This is a genomic window from Mucilaginibacter rubeus (assembly GCF_003286415.2).
Taxonomy (GTDB): Bacteria; Bacteroidota; Bacteroidia; order Sphingobacteriales; family Sphingobacteriaceae; genus Mucilaginibacter; species Mucilaginibacter rubeus_A.
Window position 1 is genome coordinate 58,982 of the sequence record NZ_CP043450.1, and the last position, 25,348, is coordinate 84,329.

Here is a 25,348-nt window from a genome sequence, read left to right on the forward strand (position 1 = left end):
GAACCTGTTTTTACTCAATAACATTAGTATCATCGATGCTTTAAACTGTTCGAGGTTCTGCAGCTTTTTTTGCGATTTGATTTTTCTTTAATGTTTATATTACTTTTGGAACTGTTTGAGTAGTTCAGGGTTGAGCGGAACATTATTAAAAGGATTTTCATTATGTATAACATTTTGCTCATAGAAGATGATGACCGGTTAGCTACTGTGATTAAGCGCGGATTGGAAGAAACCGGCTGTCAGATCACCGTAGCTTATGACGGGCTGCTGGGGCAAAAACTGGCGTTACAGGAAAAGTATGATGTTATCATAACTGATATTATTCTCCCTAAAATCAATGGGCTCGACCTATGTAAATACGTAAAATCGCAAAAGCCGGAAGCAGCTATATTGATGCTCACGGCCCTGGGCACTACTGATGATAAGGTAGAAGGATTTGATGCCGGAGCAGATGATTACCTGGTGAAGCCCTTTGAATTCCGCGAACTTGAAGTACGTGTGCGGGCACTGGCCAAGAGGCAGCAGTTTGTTGGTAAACCTAAGCTTGGTGAATCTCTGGTTATTGCCGATCTGCAGATGAATACGTATACCAAAACTGTTTATCGGAGCGGTACAGAGATTAATTTGACCCCCAAGGAGTTTAAGTTGCTGGAGTACATGATGCGCAATCGTGATCGTGTGCTTTCCCGGTCGGAGATTGGCGAAAAGGTATGGGAAACAACCTTTGATACAGGTACCAACTTCATCGATGTTTACATCAACTACCTGCGCAAAAAAATAGACCGCGATTACCCCGTTAAGCTCATTCATACCAAGCCTGGCATGGGCTTTATATTCAGAGAAGAGAAATGACTATCCGTAAACAACTTACCGTTTTGTTTACCGCCGGTATTGCGGGGTTGTTGTTATTGTTCTCATTGATCATCTATTGGTCGTTGGCTAACGACCGGGAAGACGACTATTATGGCCTTTTACGCCATACGGCCATAACCAAGGCCAATCTGCTGCTTGATGCCAAAGTCAATCCCTCGGTTTTGCAATTGATTTACCGCAATGCAGAAAATACATTGTTTGAAGAAGAAGTGGCAATTTATGACACCTCTTTTCACCTGCTGTACCATGATGCGGTAGAGATTGACAAAGTGAAAGAAACGCGCGGGATGATTGACAATATTGTTGCCCGGAAGGAGATCCGTTTTTATCAGGGCAGTTTACAGGTTGTGGGGATCTTGTACATGCATCGCGGCCATCAGTATGTAATTACTGCGGCTGCTAATGATAAACAGGGATATGCCAGATTGCGTAACCTGGAGTATACCTTATGCCTTACTTTTCTGGTCGGCGTTATCCTGATTTATTTTGCAAGCCAGTTTTTTGCCCGCAAGGCCTTGCAACCGGTGGCTGATATGGTAGATAAGGTTGAAGAAATTACTGCTACTAATCTTGATTTGAGGTTGAACGAGGGTAATGGTAAGGATGAGATAGCAGAGCTGGCCGTAACTTTTAATGCCATGCTCGATAGGCTTGAACGATCTTTTGATGCGCAAAAGGAATTTGTTTCCAATATATCGCACGAACTGCGTACACCCTTAACCGCCATGTTAACCGAGTTGCAGGTAACCATGGAAAAAGAACGTGATAACCTGTTTTATAAAGAATCAATTGTTCATGCCATCAGTGACGCAAAGAAACTGGTGCGACTATCTAATAGCCTGCTCGATTTGGCCAAGGCCAACTATGATCATACCGAAATATCATTTAAACAGGTAAGGCTTGATGAATTATTGCTTGACGCGCATAGCGATGTGTTACACAATCATCCCTCGTTCAAAGTGAATATGGTATTTGAGAAAGATATTGAGGATGAAAAGCAGATAACAGTGAAGGGAAATGCCTACTTGCTAAAGGTAGCTATGATGAACCTGGTGGAGAACGGTTGCAAGTTTTCACCAGATCATGAATGCACGGTTTCCATCAGTTATAACGAAACTACAGGTATCATCCGCATCCAGGATAATGGTGTGGGCATTTCCGAAGCCGATCAGCAAAATATCTTTAATGCCTTTTACCGGGGGCAAAATAGTCAATATTCCAGGGGCAATGGTATAGGTCTTTCGCTATCAAAAAAAATCGTTGAATTGCATCACGGCACTGTAACGGTGTATTCAGTTCCCGGAAAAGGCACCACATTTACAGTTCACCTGCCCCATCAGTAACCACTGATTTTTCTAATAAAATTCTAATTTTTTTATAAAAGGTTTCTAACGGGCTTTCCCGTTGGGGCACCTTACTTTTGCCCGCGTTAAAACAATACAAACAACCATGGATACAGGTCCGAGTAGTCAACCTCAATTTTTAAAACTTCCCCGCTAAGCAGGATCTGATCATTCTTTATGCAGTCCTGCCAGGCAGGACAATGCTATCGCTATGCGTAAAGAAAAAAACGTGGGTAAAAATATCCATCCAAACATTCCAAAGTTTACCTGGCCTGTTGCTGGCCGCCCGGTAAAGAACAAATTGCGCCTTTTGCAGGGTGATACTTCCAGCTTTGCGCTGCCATTTCACTTGCACATCCCTACCGATGCAGAGGATTACTAAGTGCGCATGGTGCTCCCCATTTTATCGTCCTATTCCAAACTTTTAAATGAAAAACCAAAATGACTATCAAAGAAATAAAGGCAAAAATCAATACCGTTGCTACCGGCCTTGATGAAAACGCGGCCAAAAAACTGCGCCAGGCAGCCGGCGATGAACAACATAACTTCCTTAATTTGCTGGAAAGCAATGAGCATGGTCTTGATACCCATAGCGTTGCCGATAAACACCGCCAGTTTGGGGCTAACGAAATTGCACATGAAAAAGCACCCGCCTGGTATGTGCAGCTTTTTCAGGCTTTTCTTAATCCGTTTATTGCTGTATTAATTGTACTGGCAAGTGTCTCTTTTATAACAGATGTACTTATGTCACCCCCTGCAGATCGCAGCTATAAAACCGTTATTGTGGTTGTGGTGATGGTATGCCTCAGTTCGCTGCTGCGTTTTTGGCAGGAGTTTACCAGTAACCGGGCCGCGGAAGCACTCAAAAGCATGGTTAAAACAACGGCGACAGTTTTGCGCCGGCCTCAAGGAAAAGCCGAAGTAGATATCAGACAGCTGGTATCAGGCGATATCGTTTACCTGAGCGCGGGTGATATGATTCCGGCAGATTGTCGCGTAATGCAGTCGAAAGATTTATTCATTAGCCAGGCCATGTTAACCGGTGAATCTTTACCGGTAGAGAAAAAGGAAGCGGCCGCATCAGATGCTGATACCGGTAACCTGCTTGATCTGGATAACATCTGTTTTATGGGCACCAACGTAATCAGCGGTGCCGCTACAGCCGTGGTGGTAAATACGGGCAGCCAAACCTATTTCGGCAGCATCGGCAAAGCCATTTCGGGCAAACGTGCCGAAACAAGTTTCGACAAGGGCGTGAACAAGGTAAGCTGGCTGTTGATCCGTTTTATGTTAGTAATGGTGCCCCTGGTATTTGTTGTGAATGGCGTTACCAAGGGTGATTGGGTTGAAGCATTGATGTTTGGGATCTCAGTGGCGGTTGGTTTAACACCAGAGATGCTGCCCATGATTGTAACTGCCAACCTGGCCAAAGGCGCCCGTAATATGAGTAAACGTAAGGTGATTGTAAAGCGGTTGAATGCCATCCAAAACATCGGCGCGATGAACATTTTATGTACAGACAAAACCGGTACGCTCACTATGGACAAAATTGTGCTGGAACGCCACCTTAACGTTTTTGGTACCGAGGATAACGAGGTAATGAAATGGGCTTATCTGAATAGCTATCACCAAACCGGCCTGAAAAACCTGTTGGATATTGCCGTGCTGGAACATGCAGATGAGCATGCATGCCTTATTGAAGGAGAGCGATATCAGAAAGTAGATGAGATCCCGTTCGATTTTCAGCGCCGCCGCATGTCTGTGATCCTGGAGGAAAACGATGGCCGCCATTTGCTCATTTGCAAGGGTGCCGTAGAAGAAATGCTGGATTTGTGCAGTCATGCTTTTGACCCGGGAGAAAATCATCAGCTGCAGATTCACAGCGACGCCATCATTTTGATGGATGAAAAGATGCGTAAAACCGTGTTGGACACTACACGGAAATTAAATGAAGAAGGTTTGCGTGTTTTATTGATCGCGATCAAAGAGACCGACAAACGGCCGCTTACTTATTCCGTTGCAGATGAAAGCAATTTGATCCTGACCGGGTTTATCGGTTTTCTTGATCCTGCTAAGCCATCTACAAAACCTGCTATTGAAAGCCTGCATGAGCTGGGAGTTGAGGTTAAAGTACTCACCGGCGATAACGAGATTGTTGCCAGGAAGATCTGTAAAGATGTAGGTATCCCTGTTCAAAACGTTTTGCTGGGTAGCGAAATAGAACACTTGAATGATGAAGCGTTAAAGATCAGGTTGAATGATACAAGCATACTTGCCAAACTGAGCCCGATACAAAAATCGCGTATTGTAAAGCTGTTACAGGAGCAAGGCAATACCGTAGGTTTTATGGGCGATGGCATCAATGACGCGGCCGCGCTGCGGGATGCGGATGTAGGCATTTCTGTTGATACTGCCGTTGATATAGCTAAGGAAAGCGCGGATATCATCCTGCTGGAAAAAGACCTGATGGTGTTGCGTAAAGGCGTTATTTACGGCCGTCGCACTTTTGGCAATATCATTAAATACATCAAGATGACTGCCAGCAGCAATTACGGCAATATGTTCAGTATGCTGGGTGCAAGCGCGCTGTTGCCATTTCTGCCTATGCTGCCGATACAACTCCTGGTGCAAAACCTGTTGTATGATATTTCCCAGATCTCTATCCCCTGGGATAGCATGGACAGGGAGTTTATAGATCAGCCACAGCGGTGGGATGCAAGGGGCATCAGCAAGTTTATGCTTTACATAGGGCCTATCAGTTCAATATTTGATTACGCTATGTTCGCGGTGATGTTTTTCCTGTTCAAAGCCAATACGCCGGCGAATCAAAGCCTTTTCCAAAGCGGCTGGTTTATTGAGGGGCTGTTGTCTCAGACACTGATTGTGCATATGATCCGTACGCGTAAAATACCGTTTATTCAGAGCTGGGCAACGGCTCCGGTTCTGGCGCTAACTTCGCTGATTATGCTGATTGGGATTGCTTTGCCATTTTCGCCATTGGCGCCGGCGCTTAAGCTACAAGCCCTGCCACTAAGCTACTTCCCATGGCTGATAGGCATTTTGGCCAGCTATTGCGTGCTTACACAGTATGTTAAGAATTGGTTCATCAAACGGTTTGACCAATGGCTTTAAAAAAGAAACGAAGCAAAAGAAAGAAAGCCCGTTTTTTATGGTGGCTTATTGCGGTCTTGCTTTTGATTTTGGTAAACTTGTTAGTCGGCAAATGGCTTTTGCCGCATAAATAATTAACTCATTTTATTTTTTACCGGTAAGCGCTCTTCAGGGGGCGCCTGCCATAGCTATGCCTAAATTTATGCAAAAAGTATTTTTTACAATCCTTACTTTATTAATGATCTCCGCCGGAGCGATGGCGCAAAAAGCTGATTCAACTTTGTCAAATCCTTTCAGCCTGCACTTTCAGCAAACGGTTATTACGCAGTATAAGCCCGGGTTCAGCGCATTGTATACCGGGCTCAATAGCCTTTCTCCAGGCGGCGAAACACAAACGTCTATTACATCTACCTTATTTGGCGCTGCACGCTTGTGGCGCGGCGCAACTGCGGTATTTAATCCGGAGTTGTCTGGTGGTTCTGGTCTGAGTAAAACCACTGGTATTGCAGGTTTTCCCAACGGCGAAACTTTTAGGGTGAACAGCGTTGCACCGGCCATTTATATTGCCCGTTTGTACCTTACACAGCGGTTTGAATGGGGAAAAGAAAAAGATACCGTTGCCGACGATGTGAACCAGCCGGCAAGTGTGCAAAGTAAACGTTACTTCTCGGTAACAGCAGGCAAATTTGGAATGGCCGACTTTTTTGACGGCAATACATTTAGTCATGATCCACGCAGCCAGTTCATGAACTGGTCGCTCATGGATAATGGGGCGTGGGACTACCCGGCTAACACCCGCGGATATGTATTGGGGCTGTATACCGAACTTGGGCAACTCACCTGGACACTACGGTTTGCTTTTACGTTGAGTGTAACAGAAGCCAATTCATCTACCTGGGATGGAAAAATCGGTAAAGCCAATACTCAGACTCTGGAGTTTGAAAAACGTTATCAGGTTGTAAATCGCCCAGGAGTATTTCGAATCTTAACATTTATGAACAATGGTAAAATGGGCAATTATCGTGAGGCCATCCGGGAAAATCCGGTTACGCCGGTAGTGGATACCACCCAGCGTTATGGCCGCCACAAATATGGATTTGGCATTAACGCCGAACAATATTTAAGTAAGGATTTTGGCGTATTTGCAAAGGTTAGCTGGAACGACGGGCATACACAAATCTGGTATTTTACCGAGATTGACCGCTCTTTGAGTTTTGGCGGTGTGCTGAAAGGGAACTTATGGAAACGCCCGGATGATGAACTGGCATTGGCCTTTGTGGCCAACGGGCTTTCGTCACCACACCGGGACTATCTGGCGGCCGGTGGTTATGGCTTCATCATTGGTGATGGAAAACTCAACTATTCGTCAGAAATGATCGCTGAACTTTACTATAAGATCAATGCCTGGCAGAAAAAGCTTTGGCTTTCGCCAGACTACCAGTTTGTACTGCACCCCGCTTATAATGCAGACAGAGGTCCGGTACATGTTTTAGGAATCCGGGCGCATGTGGAATTCTAAAAGATATAGGGGATAGTCCGGCCGGTTAGATTAATGGCTTAAAGTTAGCTATACTTCGGACCCGGCTCCTGGAGCGAAAAGGAAACGTTAATTTTAAACGTTTCCTTTTTTATGCTTAAAACTTTTGAAAAATTCAATAACATAAAGTCAAAACCCGCTCTCCCGGATGGAATCGTATCTGCCTGAATCTGCAGTGGGTACAAGCGTTAAAACTTTCAGCTTGCAACAGCTTAATAAAGCCCGCAAACGGGTGGACGATACTAATGACAAACTATTGCATCCCGATAACGCAGTCACCGGCAGGCGAATTAACGTCAAACATGAGATTACTCCGGGTAAACAAGCGATGATTGATTTACCCAAAGGACAGTCAGCGGTTCGCTATATCGTAATAAAACTAAAAATATCTAACATAGAATATTACAAACAAGCGCTTCGCTCAACTATATTGCAGACAAAATTTGATGGCGAGTAAATTGTAGTCATTATGCAAAACGAAGAAAATAAACATCTACTGGTACGGGTTCAGCAAGGCAAAAAGCGCAGTGGCCAAAAAACAAAGCCAGCCAACACCATTACCAACAATTAAATAAAAACCAAGACACTAAACTATAGCATATGAATAAAGTTAAATTATTATGCCTGGGATTGATCACAATAACAGGCAGCGCTTTTGCCCAGGAAAAGGGTGTGCCAACGCCGCAATGGCGGCCGGCATATCACTTTACACCACAAAACAACTGGACAAATGATCCTAACGGCCTGATATTTTTAAATGGCGAATTCAATTTATATTACCAGCACAACCCTTTTGAAAACAAATGGGGACACATGAGCTGGGGCCATGCCACCAGTAAGGACCTGATCAGCTGGAAACATCTCCCTGTTGCCATTCCCGAAGTCATTACAAAAGATACCACTACGTGGATCTATTCGGGTTCGGCGGTATTGGATAAAAACAATACCAGTGGTTTTGGCGTAAACGGAAAACCTCCATTGGTAGCCATTTTTACTGCCGATCAGCCTAAACAGAAAAAAGAATCGCAATTTATTGCCTATAGTAACGATGGAGGCTTAAGTTATAAGCAATATGCTAAAAACCCGGTTATCGACCTGAATATGCATGATTTTCGTGATCCCAACGTTTTCTGGCATGAGGAGTCAAAGCAATGGGTAATGACCGTTTCAATGGTTGATGAGCATATGGTAAGGTTTTACGGCTCAAAAAACCTGAAAGATTGGACTAAGCTAAGCGATTTTGGTCCGGCGGGGTTTACTAAAAACGGCTGGGAATGCCCGTCTATACTTCCGTTGGTAGTTGATGGTAATCCGGCCAATATCAAGTGGGTACTTTTTGTATCGCTGGGAGGCGAGCATGGTCCGCTGATCCAATATTTTGTAGGCGATTTTGACGGTACAACTTTCAAGAACATTAACGATAACAGCAAAATTTTAAAAACGGATTATGGCGATGCTTTTTATGCCGCCATAGCCTGGCGTGATGCCCCTCAAAACAAAAAGATCCTGTTAGGCTGGCTGCAAAACGGAAGACAGGAAACTTACCCATGGAAAGGCCAGATGTCTATCCCGCATGACCTTTCTTTGAAAACTACAAGCGAAGGATTGGTACTTAATCAACTGCCATCGGTGTTTGTAACCAAAGCTTTGCCTAAATATGCTAAAGGTAAGCCGGTTGAAAAAAAGAATGTGACTATCGGTAGCTCCGGTCTGAAGCTTCCCGGCGATGGTAACGCCTATTGGATAGATGCGGAGTTTGATATTAAAAACGCCAAAAGAGTTGGATTTAATGTGGTTGAAAAAGCAGGTACCGATAAAAAGGTAGTAGTAGGCTATGATGCCGAAAAGCAACAACTTTTTGTTGATTGCACCGGCTCCGAAAAGAATAATAAATCGCCCGAAAACCTGGTGCAAACAGCTCCGATGAGTATAACCGGCGGAATTGTTAAGATCAAGGTCTTGGTTGACAGGTCTTCGCTGGAAGTATTTGGCAACGATGGTGAGAAAGTAATTTCAACAATGATCTACCCGGATAAAGAAGCGACAGGTTTATCGGCCTTTGCCGATGGCGAGGCGGCTATTAAAAACTTAAAATTGTGGAATTTGAATAACGATGTAAAGTAATACAGATCGTTTCCTGTAAAAAGCCGGTGTTTCTTGAAAAGATACACCGGCTTTTCTTTTTGTCAGCCTATACCGGTAGGTATTTATTAAGCACCTTCCCGTTGTTGTAAGCTACTGAGCTTTCCAATTTTAGAATCTTTCTCTCCTTAAATATGGATAGTCCGCTTCCGATGGCAACCGGGCATGTGAAAATAAAATATTCGTCGATAAGGTTTAGGCTGATTAATGAGCTCACAAAATCGATGCCCCCGTAAACCAGGATGTCTTTGCCGGCCTGGTTTTTGAGTGCCTTTACAACGGTGGCCAGGTCTCCGTTTTCAACTTCTACATTGGCACCGTTTACGGCCGTTTCTGTACTGCTGAAAACAACTTTACGCATATTTACAATCAACTGTCCTAAAGTTCGCTGAGGGCCATCGGGTTGATTATCGGCTACATTTTGCCAGTGTTCCATGAATCCTGATTTGGCCAGCTTACTTCCCAGTAAAAGGGTATCGCTGCTGTCGGCCAGATCTACTATTTTTTGAAGGCCGGCTTCATCTCCGCCGGAGAGAAATACCCAGTCGTTTTCGCCGTTTGGCCCGGCTGCAAAACCATCAATGCTTATCTGTATCTGTAATTTTAACTTTCTCATATAAATAGTTTTTAATAAATGATCGTTGTTTTGTTCATAACAAAGATCATTAAAGGGCATATAACAAGGCGGGTGTAATCACGACCAACAAGAGGTGATTTGCGGCAAAAAATGCGAGGTATTTAAAATGATGTTTCGAAAACTTCATATTTTTAATTCACCATGATTTTTCAATAACTTGCTTTCGGAAGCACTTAATCCCTGACCTTACATTTCCCATGCATCAAAATATCAGAGCGGACAAGCCATTAATAAAAAATAGGTTTTGGTTACTCTTGCTATTGAGTTTATTTACCTCCTGTGCAAGACCAAATGGAGATTGGAAAACGATTGAATTAGGCCGGTACCTACTGGATGTTCCGCAGGATTTTAACTTCAAACTTCAAAATGGTATCGACTCGCAGGGAGGTGAAATTACGAATGATACAATTAAGCTTTATACAGATTTTGGCTACTATACCGATACCTTATTTCAAACACCCCAGGAGTATTTAAATAAACGCTGGTTTATTTTTGACGCGCAAACACAGTTTGAAAAACCGGGGATTACTTACGATAACAACACTTATCCTAAAATAGATGTTATTGCTATCAGACCGTCAACTGTTCAGGATAGCGATAAAGTCGGCTTTTTTAGTGGTTCAGATTATATTGCCACATGTAAACATGAAAACAGGTTGTTTAACTGGCCTGTAAAATTGCCCCAGGATATAAAACGGCATATTGTTAAGATAGATACCTTTAATCATTTGTACAGGCGATTGGCTGTGCCGATTAATGGAACAATGGGCGAAACCGCTGTTTATATGCGTGATAAAAGGAGTTATAATAATTCGATAGGTAATTATTACGGTATCGTAATTGGCACAGATTCGCTTTCTGTAAAACAGCAAATCTTGGTATTAAAGATATTTAATACCCTCCGTCCCAAGCTGGCGCATAATTAGGTTACCTTAAGCGGTTTTCTGAGTATTACTATTGCTACCAAGCATAGAAAGCACTTTTAACACAGCAGGTATGCCGGCGCCAAGTGCAGTAATGTAAGTTAATATTTGACTATAAGCTTCCTGTTGCGATACGATCAGGAAGATCAATATGCCTATTATCGATAGGTTCAATGGCACTTTCAGGCTGCTCCAGTTGCCGGTATCTTTTACCTGGGCTTTAATGCGTTCAACCTCGCTGTTACCAATGGCAGTCAGGATATAATTGCGAAAACCTTTGTTAAACAGCATCAGGGTGCCCTGGCTCCTGGTGATCAGTCCTTTGTATATCAGCATGCTCAGGTTATAATCATCGTAAGGATTAACCAGGCCATCTTCGGCCAGGTCATAAAGCAAAAATTTCTCTTCCTTGGTGAGCGACTGCCAGATATAAGTATAAAAATAATGCGAGCTGATTTGCATTTTAAAAATCAGGGTATCGGTTGCAAGGCCCACACCTTCGTCATTGAGCAATGGCAGGGTGTCCATCGCTTTTTCTTTCATATCATGGAGGTAGTGAGTATAGCGCGTTTCTTCTGTTATGCTGTGCCTTAAATTCTTGATATTTTTAGGCAAATGTGGTGCAGTGGGCGTTGCTTTTAGTTTTACCCGGCGCGCAAAATGCAGACGCCATTCTCTCTCAGATGCTTTGCTGCGTACCCTTGTAACGGCGTTTTTCTTTTTCTTCCGCAACCGTACACCTGTGCCCTGCAATGGCTGTATAATGATCCGGAAATGCCCTAACAATACATGCCAGCGTTCCAGTTCACTTTCTGATACATTGCCGTCGCGTTTAGATGAATCGGCACTTGCAGTGCCCGCGGTTTGCGCTTTATCAGCATTGTTTTTTCTTTGCTCCTCGGTAAATGAATCAAGGAAAGTAAGCGGGTGCACCGTTGATATGATCATGATCTTACTTTTGCCCTGCAACATCAGCGATTCCAAAAAATTGAGCTTTATGCTATTGGTCTGGGAATCTTTAATGTTGTATTCAAAGTGGTTTATAATAACAAGTTTGTTGCTTTTTTTTAAGGCATCTGCTTTGCATTTTTTCCAGTCTTCATCGTCGTTTTCTGTGGGTATCCTGATCATATCAGCCACGAATACATTATCGTCGGGCCTGGTGCCTTCGCTGTACAATAAAGGTTTACCGTGTTTGTCTTTAAATAGCCTGCTTTTTATTTTGTTCTGAATGTTTTTTAGCTTGCCTGAACCCGGAGGCCCAACTATTAGCAACAGGGAGTTCAGTTTATCATCAAGCAGCAATTGTTCATCCATTTCCCGCCAGCCATCCTGCGAGGGGAGCCCCAAAGCAAATAGTTTTCTTATCACATTATGGATCATGTAAAAGAAACCGACAACCAACAGGCTGAGTAAAATTACCGGTATTAAATAATGTAAATCAAATATGGCCTCAAATGATGGGTGATAGCCAAGGGCCGCCGAACCAAGGCCAAGAAAGGCTTTGTCAGTCAGTTTGTAAATTGTATTTGTTGATATGTCATTTGTGTTGGTAAGCTTGTTGAAAAAAGCATCGGAGCCCACATTGGCATAAACCATGTTATTGCTTCTTATTTCGATATCTTTTACCTGCAGCTTAAAAGCATTTAATAATTGCACGGTCAGGAAGTCTTCTTTAAGATACCGTCCGTAGTGTTCAACGCTGTCGATATGTTTTTGATCCGAAACGATACCATAATTATTGATAAACGAACTATCAATGTATGCACCAACGGGGAGTTTGCCTTGCTCAATGGTATTCTTCGGCATTTTTTGAACCAGATCTTTAGCAAAATGGAAGTGTTTATACCTGGTCTCTAAATTTTGCTCATAGTTAGATGCGTATATGAAAAAGAAGGCAACAGGGATGCCGCTGGTTATAACAAGGCGCGTAGTAGCCATAAAGGCAAAGCTGTGGGTGTAGGTCCAGAAAGAGGTTTCTGTTTTTTTTAGCGATTTGATGGTTATAAACAATTGGGGAAAATGTTGTTGGGTTTTGCTCATTAACCAGTTGCTAAGCGGCCTGATATAAATGGCTGAGGTAACTGTAAGCGCGAAGAAGATTAATCCTGCTTCATATAAAAAAAGCATATATAAGTGGTGTGCCGTAAGTGTAGTAAGCGCGGCCCCGTCAACCAGCAGAATAAATGCAAGCAGCCATGCAATAGCATATAGCTTAAAATTCAGATTATAGCTTTGGTTTCTGCCGTAATCAATAGCAAATAAAACGTTGGGGTAAATGCCTATGAAAGTGATGGAAAAAAGGATGAGGTACAGTGATTTAAGGAATGAATTCTGATCGATACTTGCGAGCATGCATATAATAACTACTATATTGATAACTATAATAAGATTGTATTGCCTGTGAAAACATCTTTTTGGCCCTATCCATGAGGTTTCAAAGAGTTGCTTCTTAAAAAACGAACGTTTGGCGGATACAAAAAATACTATGGCGAATTGTGTGATGAGAAACAGTAACAGAAATATCAGCATGGCTATGGTAAATGCATAGGCCTGCATATCACGGTTATCATTATATTCCTGGCTTTCAAAAATTACAACAAAATAAGGCAGGCCTTTTACCGGCTTAATTTTAATATTGAGTTCGCGCCCATAATAGGTTGCCGTAAAGCCGGTGTCTGATTTTGCTTCCAGGCAACTTACCAGGCTGGTACTATCGGCAAATTCGCTTTTCAGGTTCTCGTTTAAATTTCTGTTGGTGATGCTATGGTACAATACCTTTCCATTGTTGTTGATAATAGCAAACTGGTAGCCATCGGGCGTTGTAACATGGTCTAAGCTTTTCATCGTAAACGTCATAGCTGCCACCGCCGCCGGCTGACTTAGTTTTGACGTTGATTTTATAGCCAGTACAGATCTGAAGGTTTCGTTGGTGACAGAAAAAATTTGATCCAGATATAGTTCATGGCCATTAAAGCTGTAGGTATTATTACTCCTGATTCTTTTAAAATAATCGCGCCAGCCCAGGTTGCTTCGGGGGGTAAACGCGCTATCGGTGCTCCAGTTAAGAAGTTCTTTTCCGGTCGAATCGATCCAAAAGGCTTCTTCCAGCGCGGTTGGCTTAGCAAAGGCATTTAGTTGTTCTCTGTACGGTTTATAATTTGTATCCCGCGATGATAGGGTTCTGAACTTTAAGTTTGATTTACCCAAATTGGCAATATCATCATTGGCAAACAGATGAGATTGCGAATCAAAGTTTTTGAGTGTCTGATACGCGTTTTCCAACTCGGTTGATAAGGCGTTTGAAATGCCATTGGCCAGTGATGTTGATGATGCTGATATTTTACCATGTGTATTGGCGAAAAGTATAAAATACATAAAAACAAAAAACATGAGCGCCATCATCAGTATCGATACCAGTACAGAGGCGATACCATCAGAAGCGTTGAGTTTATCCTTATTGCCAGTGTGATACAGTTTTATCCAGGGCAATGATACGATAGCGCCTGTGGCGAATGTTAACAGTAACAACACCACAACAAGCGGTAGCCGTTTCCGTTCCTGGTCGTAGCTTTTTCCCGGTACCAGGCCCACTACAATCAATTGGTTTTTGCCATCAAGATTAACCGGTTGTGAAAATGCCCTGTAATCTTTACCCCCTATGCTCAGCTTACGAAGCCCCGGGCTGCTTACCTTATTTTTAAAGGTTAATAGTGAATCTTTTGATTGATAACTTAAACCCGAAGGGAAGGTTTCATAAATGATATTATCGTCGGTTTTGCCTTTGTCTGACGCGTCGCTTTCAAAAACAATATAGTTGTCAAAAACGTCGGGCACCAGCAGGGGTTTAATAAAATGATCAAAGTTGTACCTGATACCCATGCGCATTTTTAAGGTATCGGTTGGCCCGCTTATAGTTATTGTTTTGTTAAGGAAGATGGTTAGCTGCTGTACCGCTACATTTGTGCGGATGCTAACAGAACTGTCAACCCATTTAACTTTACTTCCTTGCAGTTGTTGCCTTATCTGCGGCCCGCTAAGGCGGCTTGACACCGGGAGCAGGGTAAAGTTGGTTTTGGGATAATTGCTCAGATAATCCTGCAGCTGATCATCATTAGGGAAAGTTTTCAGGAAGTTATTCAGCATCCAGGTGCTGTTTATAATTTTTGAGTGAATATTAATGTTAATGTTTTGCAGACAGCGAAATCGCCGCTCCTGCACAACCTTTTCGTTAGCCGGTATGTATATGTAAAAGTAACTTACCCCTAACATGATCAATGTAAGGAAAGTGACAATAGCAACCACCTGGTTTTTACCTATAGCAGGAAATTTGAACATAATTTAGGCTTTTAAGAAAAATTGTAAAACCAGAGCTAAACCAGCGTGTGTCAGTGAAAATAGGAGGTGTAAACAGTCAACAGGATATCGGCTTTATAATACTATTTTGATAATGAGTATTTTATAAAAGTAATTGGCGTTGATGGCTAATACAAGCGTGTTTTTACGTTTTTTTATAACGGTTTTTACGTTTCGGCTTGTTAATTAGCGAGTTATAGATGAGGTTGTATAATGTTAAGATATTACCCGATAACAAATTGAATAAAATTGTGAAATATCAATGAAAATTATACTTTTGCAAACTCCAAACCGGACAACACTCCTGAGTAGCTCAGCCGGTTAGAGCATCTGACTGTTAATCAGAGGGTCGCTGGTTCGAGCCCAGCCTCAGGAGCTAAAACAAAAAAGCCTCACGGTACTGTGAGGCTTTTTTGTTTTATTTATAATGGTTTAGACCGCGTCAACCGCTTCACGGAGTGCTTTGGCAGCAGCAGCGGGATCTTCGGCACCATAAATTGCAGCGCCTGCTACAGCCACCTGGGCACCGGCTTTAATAACCTCGGTAACATTGCTCAGGTTCACACCGCCTGCAACAGAAACCGGAACGCCGGCCCTTGCCGCTTCATCAATTAATACCTGGATAGAGTAACCGGCGGTCCATTGCTCATCCAGTCCGGCATGAAGCTCAACGAAATCAACTCCAAGATCAGTCACTTCACGTGCACGTTTCACGCGGTCAGGATAACCGATAGTGTCCACCACAACACCTTTGCCGTGAGCTTTCGCGGCTTTAACTGCACCAATAATCGTCGCGTTTCCGGCTGCACCCATAACGGTCACTAAATCAGCACCCGCTTTAAATGCGATATCGGCTTCAAGCTCACCGGCATCGGCTGTTTTAAGATCTGCAAATACCAGTTTGTCGGGATGTGCGTTTTTCATTGCCGTTATCACGCCCGAGCCCATGTTTTTGATTAGGGGAGTACCCAATTCTATAATATCTACATAAGGGGCAACTTTAGCGGCCAGTGCCAATGCGTCTTCTGTTGTCAATAAGTCTATTGCTACTTGTAATTTTGCCATTTTTATTTGAGTTTTAAATTTATTTATGGGTTAATAATTATTCCATGTTCGCGTGGCGTTTCCACAGTTCTTCGGCAGGAGTACCGTTAATTTTCCAGAGTTCTATGAATATCGCATCACCAATCAGAAGAACGGCTTGCTCAAAAAGGCTCCCTGCGTACTGCCTGGATTTGCTGCCACCATGATCCTGCTTTTCCGCCGCCGGGACGAGGATATGCGTATTTGCGAGTCTGGCCAGCGTTGATGCTTCATTCGTAGTAAAAGCGATTACTTTTGCACCAGCCTGTTTTGCTTTTTCAGCCGCTTTCACGATAATCCCGGTAGTACCCGAACCTGATGCTGCCCAGAGGACATCGCCAGCTTTTATAGCCGGGGTTATGGTTTCACCAACAAAATATACCTGAAAGCCCAGATGCATTAAACGCATGGCTATAGCCCGCATCGCGAAGCCCGAACGACCTGAAGCGATAAGAAAAATTGCATCCGCTTTAATGATATCGTTAATGAGTTTGATGAATGGACTGAAATCCATCTTTTGGGACAAAGCAGTATGTTCCTGAAGTATCTGTGTCAGATTATTTTGAATATCCTTAGCTATTGCTTCGCTTTTTTGATCAATTAAATCCATTGGCATCCTTTTTAAATCGGCAGCAAATCTATTCCGGCCATTACAGGTTATCGTTACACAATGAGCTTAATAGGGTGGACTATCAGGAAATATCCTCAATTAAAAGTCATAAATAGACGCACCTGTCGGGTGTATTTCCGAATAGTCCACCATAATTACCTGATCGTCCAATACACTATTTTTGAAGTGCTTACCTTTACAGTATAACGCCAATAGCCCAGGAAACGCGCCTTGAGAGCGCGATGATCTATATCAGAAATCTGAACAATTGCCCGCCAAGCTATTTGAATGATCCTGGCCGGAAAGATTTTTTTGAAATTGTTTGGCTCAAAAATGAAGACCCTTTACACGCTTTAAACACTACAGATTTTGATGTAAAAGGCGATTGGATTTATCTGATACCGCCATATCGCGTACATCAGCTAAATAAGGCAGGTAAAAACGGCGAACTATTATCATTTAAACGGGAACTGATAGACGATGAGGATAAGGAGTTTTTGTTGGATATCTTCAAGATATTCAACGTTCAGGGAGAGTTTTCCTGTTTGAGATTGGATAGGGAGGCTGCTGATGGGTTAAGTGGTGTGTACAATTTGCTAATGGAAGAATACCAGAAACCAAACAGCGAGTTAGTTATTCTGAAAGCATTACTAAGGGTGTTTTTATTAAAACTAATCAAGGTTAAGGAACAAGAGTTTACCGGCCATGATATTCACCAGAAAAGGGTTTATGAATTTCTGATGCTTTTGGAAAGTAACTATATTGAAGTTCGTAATATCGATTTCTATGCCGGGAAGCTTGGCGTGAGCTCAAAAAGATTGAACCAAATCTTAAAAGATAAGCTAAATAAAACGGGTACCCAGATCATTCACGACAGGATAATACTGGAAGCTAAAAGACTGATCATCCACAGTGAACAAACCATCAAAGAGATCTCATTTGAACTGGGTTTTTCAGACCGTCCTTATTTCAGCCGTTTCTTCAAAAAGCAAACGGGGCAAACGCCTGATGAATTTCAGAAACAGGCTCAAAATCATTTAAAATCAAAGTTTAATACACTGGTGTAGATTTTCCAATATCACCAGGCTTGGTATGCTAATCAATACTTATAAGTCCGCAGCCTCTTTTCATAGGCACATCTAATTTCAAAGTTTTGGCGTATGGTGTGTTTTTGAGCTGTTTCCATTTAGTTTCGCCGGGGTATAACACTTTTATTTGAAGCTTTTTCTTGTTTAACTCAGCAAACGGCAGCCTGATCATAACTGATACTTTGCTTGTGCTCCCGCCAAACACTACCGGTATAATCACTTTTCCATTTACTTTAAAGGCGTTAGCCTTTGCCCTTCCGTTAATTACCTGCACTATATGCGGAACAAGAAGCCACTCGCGTCCTTTTATTGCTGATAGCAGGGGGCCATAGTCTAAGTAATATTTTTCGGCCCATGCATCGGGTTCTATGCAATGATCATTGCCTGGATATGGGGCTGTAAGGAAAGCGCCGAGGAATAAATGACGCTGAAAATAGGCATCGGCGTCGGGCATCAGGTTTTCTTTTGACGCGGTCCAGGCTATGATTGGTTTAAAAAATGCCATTTGCGCGCAGAGGTTTAAGCTGGATGCCATGTAACCAAACTCATCGTAAACGCCGTCGATATGTGCCAATAGATCTATGCGCCGGTCAAGCGGATTACAAAAAATAACTTTATGCGCGTTATGCATGACCCGGCTTAAGGGATCCATCAAATTTTTCCAGGATATTAGCAACGATTGTGTTTTTTGGCGGTCTATCATGCTGATATGGTCGTCGCCATTGGCGTTGTAAAACCGCATCCAGTCGAGCCTGTCAATACATATGCCCGACGAGGCAGGAATGTTTTTTATATGCAGCGAGGCCTGGTTTAGTAAAAAAGACTTATATGCTGAATCAGCCGGATCGAGTACTATACAATCCTCCCAGTTTGAAAATACCGGTCGGTCGTCCCAATCGGGCAGCAAGCCTGTCGGCTTCAAAAAAGCTTTTTTTAACCTGGTATAAACAAAGTTATTAGGGTTTTTCCAGAGCGAATCATCGGTAACAGCAGTGGTTTTATAAGGGTAAACCATGCCATTGCCAAATTCATTTACATTAAAGTAGCTAATGGTGTGGAAACCGAGTTGATTTAAGTGCTCCGAGTATTTGTTCAGCCGGTTTATAGTGGTATAGCCATCATCCACCTGCACGCCTCTCTGTTTGTATTTTACCCATTTTTCGTCTTTGCTTTTAACCGGGGGGATAAACATACCCATGTAAGGAAAATCAAGCGAGGCCTTCCAATTTAAACTAAAGGCCATTTTATGATATTTAGCGGTGTCTAATTCACCTTCGTATGATGAATATGCGGCACAGCCGGCAATGTTATTCACCATCGGCTCCTCGGGAAAAAAATAAGCTTTATAGGTTTTTGCCATCCAGGCTATACCATCGCGCCAATCGGCCTCGTGCAAAATAATTTGATGACGGATGTGAATGCTGTGTTTTGAATTTATCCGATGATTAATATGTCGGTAGGCTATTTTTCCATCGGCGGTAGTACGCATTTCCAAATCAAGAATGGTATCATCCAGTGATTGAAGGAAACTTAACCCACGGTTATCCTGATTAAAAAAAGTGCTGGCAATAGGTATCACAAAAGCATTACGCGAAAGGTGTGTTTCGCCGCCATATGTTAATGCGAGGTCCTGAAAATGCGCGGATGCAAATGGATCATGCCAGGTATCTGTTTCGGGATCGGTGTGATTGTCTGCCCATGTGGTCCAAAACAACGCCGAATCTTGCCGCATCCATTGTAATGAAGTTTCGATAGGGGCTGTCCAGCTATCAGTGTCTTTCGCGGTGATCTCAATATCCCATTGTAAGCCGTAGGTTGTCCTTTTTACCGTGCTGATTAAATCACAGCTGTTTTTAAAGTTTTCAATGTGCTTTCTGACAACCATTCCTGTACTATTTGAAGACAGTAATTGGGCAGGGCTTTGATTGGTAGAGGGTATAACGGCATCCAGTATAAAACCCTTTTCGCCATTGGGGCTTTTAAAACTACTTTTTATCTGGCCGTTTTCAAACCTTAACTGTACGGGAGAGATCTGACTGTAAACTACCGCCGGAAAGAAAAATATAAACAGCAATAACAAAATTTTAGGAGGCATAATATCTATCTAAAACTAAAATGTCAAGATAAGATATTTTAACAAAGCAGCCTTTATAACAGCGCAATCTTTGAAATATTTGCCTCGATACTTAATCGTCGTCGTCCTTAAATTGAGGATCAGCTTTCAATCCCAATGCTTTTAAGCCTTTTCCGTGTGCCCCGAAATAGGCCTTTGGAAAAGGTATATCACCGTGAATGGTTGACCATAAATATTCACTGAACAGCAAGGCATCCTTATCATTAAGGTCTGGTTTCGAAAAATCCAGCTTTTGCGTTAAAGGGGCCAGTTTTATCATGGTTTTACTGGTCATCTTTTTCTTTGGCGGGTTCATTTCATTTACGGGAATAACAGGTGTTAATGAAGCATAGCCCTGATAATCCGGGTTGGCCTTGAAACAGTCGGTCATTAAAGGTGCCATTGCCACCAGTTGATTCATGGGCTGCACACCAAAGATCTGACAAATGGTATGAAGCACAGATGCCTGGTTATAAAATTTACTGACGGTAGTATTGCGCTTAACATAGGGACCGGCTACAAAACAAACCGACCTGTGCCCATCCACATGATCGGTGCCACTTTGTGGGTCATCTTCATTAATAAATATGGCCATATCTTTCCAGAAAGAACTTTTTGAAAGGGCTTCAATTACCCGGCCCGTTGCCAGGTCATTATCGGCCACGTAAGCGCGTGGAGTAGGCAGGTTTTCGGCATAACCGCTGGTATGGTCGTTGGATAAATAAATAATGGTAAATTCAGGAAAACTGCCTTTTGCCTCATATTCCTGCAGTGCTTTTATGAAAACATCCGTTCTTATCCCTTCCGGAATGGTTAAATTCCAGCCTGGGAACCTTAAATCGCTATATTTTTCAAGGCTTTTAACCTGGTATCCGCATTTGTAAAAGATAGAATCACTTTTGTTTTTCCAGCCGTTATATAAATCTGTCCAGGTTTTACCGTTTGTTACTTCAGCAAAATCCAGCTCGCCGAAATTCCGGAATGAAATACCTTTACGTAGCAAGTGATCCCAGATAAAACCACAACCGGCGTAACACAGCGGGTCGGTGCCAAAATCATAGGCACAATGCCCAGCCGAAAAATCTTTTTCATGATAAGGTGTCGAAATGCCCTGAGTTGCCCATTGATGCCCATCGCTTGAGTTGATGCCATTGCAATAATAATTATCCAATAAAACAAACTGTTCGGCAAGGCTGTGCGCGTTTGGTGTTACCTGTTTGGAATATTCAACAAGTTTAGGGTCGCAATTCCCTTTCCCAAAATCACCCAATTCCTGATCGAATTTTTTATTTTCCCTGATGATGTAAACAACATGTTTTATGGAAGAAGGCTCTCCAACGTTTGATGGAACCGGCTGAGGTTTAGCGGTCAAATTCGCCTCGGCCTGTGCCCTTAACATTTCTATAAAATGGAACCCTTTTTCCGCATCTGCGGTGTATCTGGCTAATTGTTCTTTATTGGTGGGTAGTACAGCCTTTTGTAAAGAACCCTGTTTAAGCGGCGTTACATTTCCGATAAATAAATGGTCTTCTGTAGCGCAAACCGCTCCCGGAAAGCCGCCGGCCGCAACAAAACCGTAAGGACCTTTTTGTGGTTGTTTGGGGTTAATAAGCGCGATTGAATTGTTACCCGCGTTGGCTGCGTATAAGACCTTACCGTCCGGACTGAACGATAATCCAGTCGTCAGGCTTCCGTATGGAAGCGCGGGATCTGGTTTGGTACTGATTGTTTGCACAACTTTAAAGGTTTTCGCATCTACTACGCTTATGCCATCGCCGCTATCATCACTTACATAAAGCAAATCCCCGTCAGGCGACAAAACCATCGACTCGGGGTGTATGCGGGTAGTGATTTCATGAATTACTTTTCTTGATTGGATATCAATTACAGAAACAGAACCGCGCAGCGCTATAGAGTAATCGTCCACGGCAACCTTTGTGCCCGCGGACGCTTCCGTTCTGTCCCCTTTTTTAGCGTTCGGGCCGCCGAAATTGCTGACGAACGCAAGCTTTTTGTCTTTACTGATAGCAATGGCGTAAGGGCAAACACCAACAGGTATTTTGTTTAATACTTTGCCTTTGTCAATATCTACAACTGCAACCTGGTTAGGAATAGCAAGCGCTACATAAGCGACATTGTTGCTAACCAGTCCAATACCTAATGGTGTTGTTGGCTTTTTATCAATTGAAAGATCAATTTCCTTAGAAAGCTTAAATACGCCTGACTGGTTAAGTTTTCCTATATACAGGTTTCTTTGCGCGCCGGTAAAATATACTGTAGAGTCATTGCCGCCAATGGCAAGTCCATACATCGACCCCGATTCGCCTTTTTCATATTCAAACTGGTTAACAACTTTAAAGCTATCGGCACTGATAACAGCTAACCCTTTGTTGCTTTTTGAAACAAGAAACTTCTTTTTACGGGCCAATTCAATGTTCAATACCCGGGTGCCTTTGGGTAAATCCAGGGTTTGCCCGGCGGGATTAAACAACTGACTGTTCACAAACATCCTGTCACCTGCCGATAATTTATTCCAGGAAGTATCAACCGGGGCTTTCACGTCTTTTCGTCTTTGAGGCGTTTTTGCTGATTGGGCCAATGAATTTTGAATGCCAAAAAACGAAAAGGTTAGGAAAGAAGTAACACCAAAGACAATGGTTGATATTCTCATAGCTGACAGGCTGATATTATAAAATCAGGTAAATAATAAATCTTGAATATGGTTTAACAATTATAAAAAAAGTTTATTAATGCTAAATATTGTAATCGTTAATAAAGTATGAATTATGATCGGTTTGTGGTCTTCCTACCTCAATCTATGTATCTTGCTCACTGTTCATCCTTGCTTGTTGGGGTTATTATAAGCAATAGGAATCTAACAAACATTGAATGAAACACTGCCTATCTGGATGTTTTCGGTTGATATAAAAGAGAAGGCGTACAGAACGTTATAATTATGCTCAAGCACTTTGACGGTTAAATCTTAATATATATTCCCCGTTTGTACATCCAGTACAGTATCAGCCATAGTAAAAGCAGTGTTAAAGCGCCGCTGATGAGTGTAGCATAGGCTATTCCGAAAACCTGGTCGTAATGTGGGCCGAGATGTATGTAAAGATTGTCGGTTATGAATTGACGTATGCCTCCGTCTGACATTACGTATGCCGCTATAGAATTCATGCCGATTACCTTAAGGAAGAATAATGGTTTTTTGTATTCTTTTAAATCAACGATGAAGTAAAGCAATGACAGGAAGCAAAAACAGATCCCTCCGCTGAAAATTGCCCAGGCAGGAGTCCAGATCCTTTTTACGATTGGATTGAGATTTGTCAGGTGCAGCAAGACCCCGAATGCAATGAGGCTGATTCCGGTGATGAGCAGAGATTTCAGTTTTGTACTGCTTGGGGAATTACTCATTAACACTCCGCCGGCCAAAAGGCCAAGGATCATAGTACCTAAAGTTGGAATGAAGCTCAGTGTGGAATAGCCGCCATCATTGTAAAGGAAGGGTGAGCTGCGCGGAAATAGATTGAGAAACCAACTATCGAAGGCCCAGGCCAGGTTAGTGTTTTTGTTCCAGTGCGCCGCGAATCCGTGCAGGTTATATTCCCAGGTTGGGCTTACTCCTGCGAATGCATAGTTGAAACCCGGGCCGGGCAAAGGATACAACGCAAAAGCAAGCCAGTATCCCAATAGTATAATGATGAGCGCTCCTATTTGTATCCTGCGGGAACAGAAACCGAGCATAACAAGAAAGGTATAGCCGAGTCCTATCTGGGTTAAAGTATCTTCAAAAGTGAAATAAGTTTGATTTTTACCTAATGATCTTAAGAAGATACCGAGAAGAATCAGGATCAGCGACCGCTTGATGGCGTGGGTAAGAAGTGCTGTTTTGGTAGCACCTTTATTTATTCTGGAGGCCAGAGAGAAAGGAAGTACCACACCCACTAAAAAAGTAAAGGAGGGCTGGATCATGTCGTGAAGGCTTAACCAGGTCCAGGCAACGTGCGACTGGTTGAAGGCGAGGATTGCCCAAAAACGGTTGCCCGGTAGCAAACCCGATACATCCTGAAAGGAAAGAACTTCTCCCATCATCAGCAACATCACTAAACCCCGGTAAACATCCACTGAAGCAATTCGGCCTGCTGGCAGGGCAGGAGCAGCCCCTGTACTTTTTTTCATAATTGGCGCTTGAAATATTCCTTTTAAGGTATCATTCTTTTAACAGTTCTGCAAATACCGTTTGGTGGGAATTGGCCCAGTATCTTGTTAAAGCCGCTACTCCGGACGCTTCAATCTCAACTGCTGTATTTCTTTTTGAAGGGTTTTCTTTTCGGCTGACGATTTTGTTAAAAGGATGGCTTTATCGTAGTGGACTACGGCTTGGGCAGGATCGGTAGCTGTATACAGATATCCCAGTAATTCATGATAGTGGCTATTTTCAATCATGTTTAACTTTTCGGTTTCGGCAATTGCCGGTGCGTGCCCGTTTACTTTGGCCAAAGCAAAAATCCTGTTAAGCAGTGCTACGGGCGAGCGCTCTATAATAACAAGCTGATTGTACAATTGCAAAATATGTTGCCATTTGTTGGTATCGGCAGGAGTGGTATGCCAGTAGGCTATAGCTGCTTCCAGGTGATATTTTGATGTCTCGTTGCCGTTGCAGGCTTCAACCAGGTAATAGTTACCTTTTTCAGTTAGTGCTTTATCCCAAAGTTTTCTGTCCTGTTGCTCGTAAGTGATGGCCTCGCCTTTATTATTTACACGGGCGTCAAGGCGCGAACTTTGAAAACAGAACAAGGCCAGCAAGGCATTTGCCTGGGGAGTATTGGTCAATGCGTTTTCTGTTAATAAAAGTATTAACCGGATGGCTTCAAGACAAAGCTCTTTTTGTACCTGCTTATCGCTTGTTTTAGAAAAATATCCTTCGTTAAATAACAGATACAGTGTTTTTAATACTGTATCCATTCGCCTCATTATTTCGCTTTTGGTGAGTACGCTGATCTGAAAATTATCCCGCCGAAGTTCGGCACGGGCTCGTTGCAGTCGTTTTTTTATAGTTTCTGTTTTAGCTAAAAAGGCATTGGCTATTACTTCCACGCTAAAACCGCAAAGTACCTGAAGCGCCAGACAGATCTGCGCTTCAGGTGAAATACCGGGGTTGCATACAGCAAATATCATAGCCAGCTGACTGTCTGAAATATGTTGACGTGTAAACTCAAGATCGTTTATCCCATCTTCATGATCATCCGGATTGCTCTCTTTCTGATGATTTTCAACAACATTCAGGTGTTTGAGGCAATCCCTTGCCTTGTTTTTTGCGACTGTATAAAGCCACGCTACCGGGTTTTCGGGTATGCCGTTTGCAACCCAGTTTGCTGAGGCTGTAGCAAAAGTATCGCTCACAATGTCCTCCGCTATTTCAATGTGCTTTAGGCCAAAACGGCGGTATAAAACCGCTGTCATTTTGGAATACTCTAACCTGAACAGGTTAGGCAAAAGCTCATGTTTAGCGCCGGCGCCGGTATTCAT

Annotated in this window: 17 protein-coding genes and 1 tRNA gene; 10 read left to right on the forward strand and 8 right to left on the reverse strand. The window is 42.8% G+C overall.

Features of this window, described 5'->3' with window-relative positions; genetic code table 11:
- The first annotated feature begins 162 nt into the window (after positions 1-162).
- From DEO27_RS00255 to DEO27_RS00280, 7 genes are all read left to right on the forward strand, one after another.
- Positions 163-852 carry a response regulator transcription factor gene (locus DEO27_RS00255; protein WP_112573382.1) on the forward strand — a complete coding sequence of 230 codons (690 nt, stop codon included), beginning with the start codon at positions 163-165 and terminating at the stop codon, positions 850-852.
- Positions 849-2,216 (forward strand): ATP-binding protein, encoded by a 1,368-nt coding sequence (locus DEO27_RS00260; RefSeq protein WP_112573384.1) that lies wholly within the window; start codon positions 849-851, stop codon positions 2,214-2,216. The genes DEO27_RS00255 and DEO27_RS00260 overlap by 4 nt, the downstream gene beginning before the upstream one ends.
- Before the next feature lie 211 nt (positions 2,217-2,427).
- Positions 2,428-2,598: a hypothetical protein gene (locus DEO27_RS31275; RefSeq protein ID WP_190295290.1), complete on the forward strand. Its 171-nt coding sequence runs from the start codon at positions 2,428-2,430 to the stop codon at positions 2,596-2,598.
- 59 nt (positions 2,599-2,657) lie between these two features.
- The gene (gene mgtA, locus DEO27_RS00265) at positions 2,658-5,348 is read left to right on the forward strand and encodes a magnesium-translocating P-type ATPase (protein WP_112573385.1); all 2,691 of its coding nucleotides are present in this window, start codon (positions 2,658-2,660) and stop codon (positions 5,346-5,348) included.
- Between the two features lie 181 nt (positions 5,349-5,529).
- On the forward strand, positions 5,530-6,846 hold the full coding sequence (locus tag DEO27_RS00270; protein WP_112573520.1) for a carbohydrate porin: 1,317 nt from the start codon (positions 5,530-5,532) through the stop codon (positions 6,844-6,846).
- Positions 6,847-7,012: 166 nt separating this feature from the next.
- Complete coding sequence (locus tag DEO27_RS00275) at positions 7,013-7,321, forward strand: hypothetical protein (RefSeq protein ID WP_112573387.1); 309 nt, start codon at positions 7,013-7,015, stop codon at positions 7,319-7,321.
- A gap of 143 nt (positions 7,322-7,464) precedes the next feature.
- The gene (locus DEO27_RS00280) at positions 7,465-8,988 is read left to right on the forward strand and encodes a glycoside hydrolase family 32 protein (RefSeq protein ID WP_112573389.1); all 1,524 of its coding nucleotides are present in this window, start codon (positions 7,465-7,467) and stop codon (positions 8,986-8,988) included.
- A gap of 67 nt (positions 8,989-9,055) precedes the next feature.
- Here DEO27_RS00280 and DEO27_RS00285 read toward each other — a convergent pair whose 3' ends face one another.
- Positions 9,056-9,622: a dihydrofolate reductase family protein gene (locus DEO27_RS00285; protein ID WP_112573522.1), complete on the reverse strand. Its 567-nt coding sequence runs from the start codon at positions 9,620-9,622 to the stop codon at positions 9,056-9,058.
- Positions 9,623-9,903: 281 nt separating this feature from the next.
- Here DEO27_RS00285 and DEO27_RS00290 point away from each other — a divergent pair, with 281 nt between their 5' ends.
- A complete protein-coding gene (locus DEO27_RS00290; RefSeq protein ID WP_146750066.1) occupies positions 9,904-10,569 on the forward strand; it encodes a hypothetical protein in 666 nt (221 codons plus the stop codon).
- Between the two features lie 6 nt (positions 10,570-10,575).
- On the opposite strand, the gene DEO27_RS00295 is transcribed toward DEO27_RS00290, so the two are convergent.
- Positions 10,576-14,904: a cache domain-containing protein gene (locus DEO27_RS00295; protein WP_112573392.1), complete on the reverse strand. Its 4,329-nt coding sequence runs from the start codon at positions 14,902-14,904 to the stop codon at positions 10,576-10,578.
- Positions 14,905-15,224: 320 nt separating this feature from the next.
- On the opposite strand from DEO27_RS00295, the gene DEO27_RS00300 reads away from it, so the two are divergent.
- Positions 15,225-15,298: transfer RNA gene (locus DEO27_RS00300), tRNA-Asn, on the forward strand.
- Between the two features lie 56 nt (positions 15,299-15,354).
- On the opposite strand, the gene hxlA is transcribed toward DEO27_RS00300, so the two are convergent.
- Both hxlA and hxlB read right to left on the reverse strand, forming a co-directional pair.
- Entirely contained in the window at positions 15,355-15,987 is a 633-nt protein-coding gene (gene hxlA, locus DEO27_RS00305; protein ID WP_112573394.1) for a 3-hexulose-6-phosphate synthase, read from the reverse strand.
- 37 nt (positions 15,988-16,024) lie between these two features.
- Positions 16,025-16,615 carry a 6-phospho-3-hexuloisomerase gene (gene hxlB / locus DEO27_RS00310; protein WP_112573396.1) on the reverse strand — a complete coding sequence of 197 codons (591 nt, stop codon included), beginning with the start codon at positions 16,613-16,615 and terminating at the stop codon, positions 16,025-16,027.
- A gap of 242 nt (positions 16,616-16,857) precedes the next feature.
- Here hxlB and DEO27_RS00315 point away from each other — a divergent pair, with 242 nt between their 5' ends.
- Positions 16,858-17,682: a helix-turn-helix domain-containing protein gene (locus DEO27_RS00315; RefSeq protein ID WP_112573398.1), complete on the forward strand. Its 825-nt coding sequence runs from the start codon at positions 16,858-16,860 to the stop codon at positions 17,680-17,682.
- 28 nt (positions 17,683-17,710) lie between these two features.
- On the opposite strand, the gene DEO27_RS00320 is transcribed toward DEO27_RS00315, so the two are convergent.
- From DEO27_RS00320 to DEO27_RS00335, 4 genes are all read right to left on the reverse strand, one after another.
- A complete protein-coding gene (locus tag DEO27_RS00320) occupies positions 17,711-19,798 on the reverse strand; it encodes a hypothetical protein (RefSeq protein WP_112573400.1) in 2,088 nt (695 codons plus the stop codon).
- 91 nt (positions 19,799-19,889) lie between these two features.
- Positions 19,890-22,487: a bifunctional YncE family protein/alkaline phosphatase family protein gene (locus DEO27_RS00325; RefSeq protein ID WP_112573402.1), complete on the reverse strand. Its 2,598-nt coding sequence runs from the start codon at positions 22,485-22,487 to the stop codon at positions 19,890-19,892.
- A gap of 305 nt (positions 22,488-22,792) precedes the next feature.
- Positions 22,793-23,998, reverse strand: coding sequence for an acyltransferase family protein (locus tag DEO27_RS00330; RefSeq protein ID WP_112573404.1), 1,206 nt, complete (start codon positions 23,996-23,998; stop codon positions 22,793-22,795).
- A 96-nt stretch (positions 23,999-24,094) separates the two neighbouring features.
- A complete protein-coding gene (locus DEO27_RS00335) occupies positions 24,095-25,348 on the reverse strand; it encodes an RNA polymerase sigma factor (RefSeq protein WP_223818109.1) in 1,254 nt (417 codons plus the stop codon).